Below are 7,796 nucleotides of genomic sequence, written 5' to 3'. Positions count from 1 at the left end.
TGATCCTGGTGGGCTCCGAAGACAAGGTCACGCCCATCGAAGCCGCCCGCAAAATGCACGCGCTGGTGCCCGGCTCGCACCTGCAGATCATCGAAGGCGCCGGCCACATCAGCAACCTCGAAAATACAGAAGCCTTCAACACCGCCGTGGAAGCATTCCTGCATTCGCTGTTATACCGCGTTTAAAAAAAGCGCCGGCAGAAATTCCACCGGCGCGAACTATATAAACAAATCGAGCAGACTACCTACTGCTTGATAAACTTACGGCTCACCGTCTTTTTATCCTGGGTCACCACGATATTGTAAAGCCCCGGGCGCAGCGTCGATACATCCAACGCTCCCGCGCCTACTACACTGGTCAATACTTTGTTCCCTGTCTGGTCGGTGATCACCACACGACCGCCGACAAAACCCGGCGACAAGCTCAGGCTGCTTTGCACGGGGTTGGGGTATACTTCCCAAGCCGCCAGATCCGTCCCGGCAGGCGCGACTGCCTGCGCAGCTGCCTGTTTCGTAAGCCTCCACCAATTGATATTCCAACCGCCCGTACCGGCGTATAATCCCACGTCGTATGTCCCGGCCGTGATGTATACCGTATGCTGCACCGTCGTCCAGGTGCTGGCGCTGCCCGTCGGCGGCACATTCACTTCGCCCAGGTAGATGGAGCCTGCGTTCAGGTCCAGGGCGATCAACCCGCCGCTCACACTCGACACGCGGTATTCCACGGTATAGTTGCCGCTTTCGGGGATCGTGATGCCGGCGTACGCCATCCAGTCAGCGGTCTCGATCGCCGTCACGTGCTGCGCGCCGCCTTGCGGGTCCGTGGTCGTCACGATGGATACCGGCGCGGCCGACGTATACGACTCTGCCTGCCGCAAGATCGAGAACGGCGGTGTCGCCACGGGCGCTACCACGATCGAGCTCGCCACATCGTTAAAGCCCTCGTCGACAAGGCAGTTGTCGTCTGCTGTTTTAACCAGCGACGTACCGCCCAGGCTGCCGTTGTCATAGAAGGTCACCTGGTAACCCGATTGTACCTTCACCGAAGAGATGTCGTTGTCGACCACGCCCAACGCCTGCAACTGCGCCAACGTATACGAACCCACTTGCAGCCCGACGGCATAGCCGCCGAAGTCGCAATGTTTATAGACCGTTACCACGCCGGTCGGCTGCTGCGGCGTGGACACATACTCCTGCCCCTGGCGGTTGCGGCGGCGTACACCGCGGGTACGAAACTCGTCGACGATCGCCTGCACCTCTACGGGGCTCTTGCTTTGATCCTTCACATGCACGAACCAATCCACCTTCATGGTGCTGCTGCGTTGCTGTGTAGAGGGACCGAACGTCGAGCCGTCGATCGGCGGATATGCCCAGTTGGCAAAGCTCACCAGCATGTTGTAATCAGGATATACCGACACGCCATCCGAAGCGCGCACCGAGATGTTCGCCTTCTTCTGACCGTCGATAAAGTACTCTACGTTCACATCGTCCACAAACCGGAACAACAGGTCATGCCAGCCCGCCAGGTCCTGCTTCAGGATAACGTGGGCATTGTCGAGCCCTTCTCCGCTCGGCAACACGTTGGACGACTCGTAGGACGACATCCACATGGCGTTGTTATACGTGCCGCCATACATACCGCTCCACGCATCCCACGGTAAATATTCAAAATCCACCTCTGCGTAGGTAGCAGGGTTGGCACCGCCCGCCGCCGGCGAAATGGCATAGAATGTCTGGATGATCGGATCCTGGTTGTTGCGCGGAGCATTGTCGAAATACACACGCGCCGCATAGGTGCCTTCGAAGTAATTCACATCCGCGCCCGTTTCAATGCGTGCATGCGTGGCACTGGCGGGCGTACCGGCATTCGAGCAGCGCAGCTCCATGATCCCGTCGGCCGTGAACGTAACGTTCGACTTCAGATAGTCGGCGCCCGACGGCGGTCCGCTGTTCAGGTCGTTTACGATGTGCCACTTGTTAAAGCTCTCGATCGCCGGATCGTCGGCGTTGGAATAATTGAAGTCGTCAAAAATAACGGTCTGCGCAACGGCCGGGCGGAAAAGCAAAAGGATGATGGCCATAAGCCCCACCGCCACGCGCCCAAAGCGCAGCACCGTATATCGTGTAAGGGGAGTAGTAATGTTTGATCGTTTCATAACGTCTTGTTTAAAGTAACAGTTTGCGATACACCAGCTACGACAGAACAAGTGAATGTCAGTGTCTCTCTCTACCTTAGTTTTCAGGGTTTACGTTTCAAGCCCTCCGGTGTCCCGGAATGCTGAAGCAAAGATTTACACACAAGCCCACCACGCGAAATTTCCAGAGGCTACATTGTCCCCTACAGGGGCCGGAAATTGGGGCTACAGGAATTCCAAAAAATGGCTTTTATAAACAAAAGGGCAATTCTCCGAGGCTACACACACAAAGCTCTGTGAACCACATGGTCCAGAATCTGCACCTGGCTCTGCACCTGGCGCCGGTGTTTAGCACCCAGCGAAGCGGTGGTGCGCCACCGGTGCCGCGTATGGTGGCGGTCTCCCGACCGCCTTTCTCCAACCGACACCAAACACGTGAACCCGTCCCGCCCATTCCGTGTTAAAATTCTACAACTAATTCCAGGAATCTTATAACCGCCACCGCGCCCGAATCCGCATATTTGTTCATGGCAACGACGTTCTTCATAAAAAATATGGTCTGCAACCGGTGCATCACCGCCGTCACGCAGGTATTCGACCAGGTGGGTCTGCACCCCGACCAGGTGACCCTGGGCGAGGTCACCGTTCCGCAAAACGACTTCACCCCGCAAACGATCGGGCACCTGGACACCCGCCTGGCGGCGCTGGGGTTCGAGCGCATCGACGACCGCCGCGCCCGGCTGATCGAAAGCATCAAAAACACCGTCATCCGCATCGTACACAACCCCGACGGCATCGACCGCAAGTTCAACTGGTCGCACCTGCTGTCGGAAGCCCTGCACTACGAATACAACTACCTCAGCAACCTTTTTTCGTCCGTGGAAGGCATCACGCTCGAGCACTACATCATCCGCCAGAAGATCGAGCGCGTGAAAGAATTATTGTTCTATGACGAGCTCAGCCTGAGCGAGATCGCCCATACCCTGGGCTACAGCAGCGTCGCCCACCTCTCCGGGCAATTTAAAAAAGTGACCGGCCTCACCCCCTCCGAGCTGAAGAAAAGCCGCGAGGCACAAGCGAAACGCAAGCCGCTGGACAAGATCGCCTGAAATTGTACAGCTATCGTATAATGATATAACCCGTTCGGTGAATTCTGTAAAACCGCGGGGCCGGCGATCCGGTATACTTGCAGTGTAATCATTACCGGTTGCTTATGACAACGACAACAAACATTCATCCCGGCAAAAACGGCTCCCGCATGCGCACCACCTTCCCTGTGTTGGAAATGACCTGCGGCGCCTGCGCCAGCAGCGTAGAGTCCATGCTCGCCGCATCACCCGGCGTTTATACGGCCTCCGTAAACTATGCCAACCAAACGGCGTTGGTGGAATACGACACCACCCAAACACAACCGCAGGCCCTGCAGGCGGCCGTGCGCTCCATCGGCTATGACCTCGTCATTGATACCGAAGACCCCCAAGCCCAGGCGGCCGACGCGCAGCAAAAGTACTACACCGCGCTCAGGACCCGCACGCTGTGGGCGTGCATCCTGTCGGTACCCGTCGTGATCCTGGGCATGTTCTTCATGGACTCTGCCTATACGCCGTACCTGTCGCTCATCTTCACCGCCCCCATCGTGTTTTATCTCGGCCGCAGCTTCTTTATACACGCGTGGAAACAAGCGCGGCACGGACAGGCCACCATGGACACCCTGGTAGCGCTTTCTACGAGCATCGCATTTTTCTTCAGCGCCTTTAACACATTCTTTCCCGGCTACTGGCACGCCCGCGGCTTACACGCGCATGTATACTACGAAGCGGCCGCCGTCATCATCGCCTTCCTGTCCGTAGGCAAGCTACTCGAAGCACGCGCCAAAGCCAGCACATCGTCGGCCATTCGCAAGCTCATGGGCCTGCAGCCCAAAACGGTGTTGGTCGTACACGACACCGGCGAGCAGGAAACGCCCATCGCCGCCGTGCGTGTAGGACACCTCGTTGTCGTGCGCCCCGGCGAGCGCGTGCCCGTGGACGGCCTCGTGGTATCGGGGACGTCGTATGTCGATGAAAGCATGATCAGCGGCGAGTCGATCGCAGTCTCGAAAAAGACAGGCGACAAAGTCTTTGCCGGTACGGTGAACGAACGCGGCAGCTTCCGGCTCGAAGCCCGGCAGGTGGGCAGCGACACCGTCCTGGCACGCATCATCCGCATGGTGCAGGAAGCACAAGGCAGTAAAGCCCCGGTACAACAGTTGGCCGATAAGATCGCCGGCATCTTTGTACCCGTCGTCATCGCCCTGGCGATCCTCACCTTTGCCACGTGGATGCTCGCCGGCGGCGAGCATGCCTTTACCCATGGGCTCCTGGCGGCCGTCACCGTGCTGGTCATCGCCTGCCCCTGTGCGTTGGGACTCGCCACGCCCACAGCCCTCATGGTGGGCGTAGGCAAAGGTGCCGAAAACAACATCCTGATCCGCGATGCCGAAAGCCTCGAGCGCGCCCACCAGGTTACCGCCGTCGTGCTCGACAAGACGGGAACACTGACGGAGGGCAAGCCGCGGGTAACCGACCTGTTGTGGCAACCCGGCATCGACCACGCCGCGTTGGCGCCGGTACTCTACAGCCTTGAAACGTCGTCCGAGCATCCGCTGGCGGCGGCCATCGTACGCCACCTGAAAGATACCGGTACGCAAGGGGTACAGCTGCTGCACTTCGAAGCATTACCGGGACGCGGCGTGACCGCCCGGTATCAAACGGAATCGTACTATGCAGGCAATGCACGCCTGCTCGCCGAACACCAGGTAACGATACCGCCGGCGGTGCAAGCGCAGGCCGGGCACCTGCAAGCGCAAGCCCGCACCGTGCTATACTTTGCCGATGCGCACCGCGTGCTGGCGCTGATCGCCATCGCCGACATGCTCAAGCCTACGTCCCGGGCTGCCGTAGAGGCCCTGCAAAAGAAGAGCATCGCCGTCTACATGCTCACGGGCGACAACCCCCAGACCGCACGCGCCATCGCCCGGCAGGCCGGCATTGCCCACTACGAAGCCGAAGTGATGCCCGACCAGAAAGCCGCCTACATTCAAAAGCTGCAAGCACAGGGACACGTTGTGGCCATGGCCGGCGACGGTATCAACGACTCGCAAGCCCTCGCCCAGGCCGACGTCAGCATGGCCATGGGCAAGGGCTCGGACATCGCCATGGACGTCGCCAAGATGACCCTCATTACGTCCGACCTGCTGGCCATTCCCAAAGCGCTCAACCTGTCCGGCCAAACCGTGCGGGGCATCCGCCAGAACCTCTTCTGGGCCTTTATCTATAACATCATCGGCATACCCATCGCCGCCGGCGTATTATACCCCATCAACGGATTCTTACTCGACCCGATGGTAGCCGGTGCCGCCATGGCCCTGAGCTCGCTCAGCGTCGTAGCCAACAGCCTGCGGTTAAAGGCCCGGACGATCTGAACAGGAATTCTGTAAACCATACCCGGAAAAGTATAAAGCCAACCACCCCTCTTTTCCGTTTCTTTACATAGCAAAACAGACACAACCATGAGCACACAAACATTCAATACCAATATCAAATGCTCGGCCTGCGTAGCCAAAGTAACGCCGTACCTCGACGAGGTGGCGGGCGCCGGCAACTGGCAGGTAGACCTCAGCCAGCCCACACGCCCGCTGACGATCAACAGCGACGCCGACGCCCGCGCGGTACAGGAATCGCTCCAAAAAGCAGGCTACCGCGCCGAAAAGGCCTCCTGATGGGGGCCTTTCACATACCCGAAACAAATCCCAGGTAAAACGCGTATCTTTGAGTCAACGTGAACCCGTTCCGGACCATATCGTCACTCCTGCTCGCCTTGCTGGTGCTGGCCTCCTCCACCAGCTTTGTCGTCGGCGTCCACCTGTGTGGTGGCCGGGTGGATAACGTGGCCTTCCTGGAAAAGGCATCACCCTGTCCGATGGAGCAACAGCAACCGCCTTGCCATCGTACCCATTCCTCCTGCTGTGACGACGCCCTGATCGTACACGACGCCCAGGAGCTCAAGAACGACATCACCCACTTCGACTACACGGCACACCCTGTACCGTTTGTACCCCAATATCCTATCCTGATCGCCGAGATCATTCCGTCCACCACGGATGCCACGGCCGCATCTTTCCGTCTGTACGATCCGCCGCCCTTACACGACGACGATCGCCCCGCGACCCTCCAGGTTTTCCTTATTTGATTGTCTGCCCCGGGCAGGTGCTGTCCCGATGGCTATCGGGAGTGCCTGCCACTGTATGCAATCCGCCAGCCGGCGGATGCCGTGGCGCCAGCCACAACACATATTTCCATATAATCATTTAAGTTTTACCTCGATCCGACCATGATCGAAAATCTCATCTCCTTTTCCCTGCGCAACCGGATCTTGGTCCTGTTGCTGGCAGCCGGACTCTTCGCCTGGGGTATACACGCCGTACGCACCAGTAAGATCGACGCCATCCCCGACCTGTCCGAAAACCAGGTCATCGTCTACACCGAGTGGATGGGTCGCAGTCCGCAGCTCATCGAAGACCAGGTAACCTACCCGCTGGTCACCAACCTGCAGGCACTGCCTCAAGTAAAATACGTGCGCGGCGCCTCCATGTTCGGCATGAGCTTCGTCTACGTCATCTTCGAAGACGACACTGATATCTACTGGGCGCGCGAGCGCGTGCTCGAACGCCTCAACTACGCCAGCCGGCTATTGCCCGAAGGCATCACGCCGACACTGGGTCCCGACGGCACCGGCGTGGGCCACGTGCTGTGGTACACGCTCGACGCCCCGGGCATGGACCTCGGCGAACAGCGCGCACTGCAAGACTGGTATATCAAATTTGCGCTTCAACCCGTTGCCGGCGTCAGCGAGATCGCCTCGTTCGGCGGCTTTCAGAAACAATACCAGCTGTCACTCAACCCGCATCGCCTCACCTACTATAACCTATCGGTGACCGATGTTATCCGGGCCGTGCGCGCCGGCAACAACGAAGCCGGCGGACGCAAGTTCGAGCTGAGCGACATCGGTTATATCATCAAAACCACCGGCTACCTGCACTCGGTAGAAGAGATCGAGCGCATTCCCGTCAGGACCACCGGCACTACTCCTATCACCGTGGGCGATATCGCCACCGTGCAAATGACAGGCGAAGCCCGGCTGGGCATCTTCGATCGCGACGGTGAGGGCGAAGTCGTGGGCGGCATCGTGGTGATGCGCTACGGCGAAAATGCCGACGAAGTGATCCGGCGCGTCAAGGAGAAAATGACGGAAGTCGCCAAGGGTTTCCCCGGCGGCGTGAAGTTCAACATCGTATACGACCGCAGCGAGCTGATCGAAGAATCCATCTCGTCCATCCGGCGAACGCTGATCGAAGAGATGATCGTCGTCTCCGTCGTCGTGCTGCTGTTCCTGTTCCATTGGCGCAGCGCCGTCAGCATCCTGGTGCAACTGCCCCTGACCATCGCCATCAGCTTCATCCTGTTAAATGCCTTTGGCATTACGTCCAACATCATGTCCCTCACGGGCATCGCGCTGGCCATCGGGGTGATCGTCGACAACGGCATCATCCTGGCCGAGAACGCGTACAAGCATCTCTCCCAACGCTTTCACGAGCTGAATCCCGAAACACCAAACGAATAAC

General features: G+C 58.7%; 7 protein-coding genes. 6 read left to right on the top strand and 1 reads right to left on the bottom strand.

Annotated features, from left to right (window positions below):
- Positions 1-185: alpha/beta fold hydrolase (locus KK078_RS27780; protein WP_254093663.1), on the top strand; the 185-nt coding region annotated here is incomplete at its 5' end.
- A 59-nt stretch (positions 186-244) separates the two neighbouring features.
- Here KK078_RS27780 and KK078_RS27775 read toward each other — a convergent pair.
- Entirely contained in the window at positions 245-2,155 is a 1,911-nt protein-coding gene (locus tag KK078_RS27775; protein ID WP_254093661.1) for a carbohydrate-binding protein, read from the bottom strand.
- A gap of 506 nt (positions 2,156-2,661) precedes the next feature.
- On the opposite strand from KK078_RS27775, the gene KK078_RS27770 reads away from it, so the two are divergent.
- The 5 genes from KK078_RS27770 (at position 2,662) to KK078_RS27750 (ending at position 7,795) form a co-directional block, all read left to right on the top strand.
- A complete protein-coding gene (locus KK078_RS27770; protein WP_254093659.1) occupies positions 2,662-3,243 on the top strand; it encodes a helix-turn-helix domain-containing protein in 582 nt (193 codons plus the stop codon).
- A 104-nt stretch (positions 3,244-3,347) separates the two neighbouring features.
- On the top strand, positions 3,348-5,597 hold the full coding sequence (locus tag KK078_RS27765) for a heavy metal translocating P-type ATPase (RefSeq protein WP_254093657.1): 2,250 nt from the start codon (positions 3,348-3,350) through the stop codon (positions 5,595-5,597).
- 87 nt (positions 5,598-5,684) lie between these two features.
- A complete protein-coding gene (locus tag KK078_RS27760) occupies positions 5,685-5,894 on the top strand; it encodes a heavy-metal-associated domain-containing protein (RefSeq protein ID WP_254093655.1) in 210 nt (69 codons plus the stop codon).
- A 59-nt stretch (positions 5,895-5,953) separates the two neighbouring features.
- A complete protein-coding gene (locus KK078_RS27755) occupies positions 5,954-6,364 on the top strand; it encodes an HYC_CC_PP family protein (protein ID WP_254093653.1) in 411 nt (136 codons plus the stop codon).
- A 141-nt stretch (positions 6,365-6,505) separates the two neighbouring features.
- Positions 6,506-7,795 (top strand): efflux RND transporter permease subunit, encoded by a 1,290-nt coding sequence (locus KK078_RS27750; protein WP_254093651.1) that lies wholly within the window; start codon positions 6,506-6,508, stop codon positions 7,793-7,795.
- The last annotated feature ends 1 nt before the right edge of the window (position 7,796 follow it).

The organism is Dawidia soli (assembly GCF_018598185.1).
GTDB classification, from domain to species: Bacteria; Bacteroidota; Bacteroidia; order Cytophagales; family Cyclobacteriaceae; genus Ohtaekwangia; species Ohtaekwangia soli.
The sequence above is the reverse complement of the archived record's forward strand: the minus strand, read 5'-3'. Positions and strand labels throughout refer to the sequence as shown.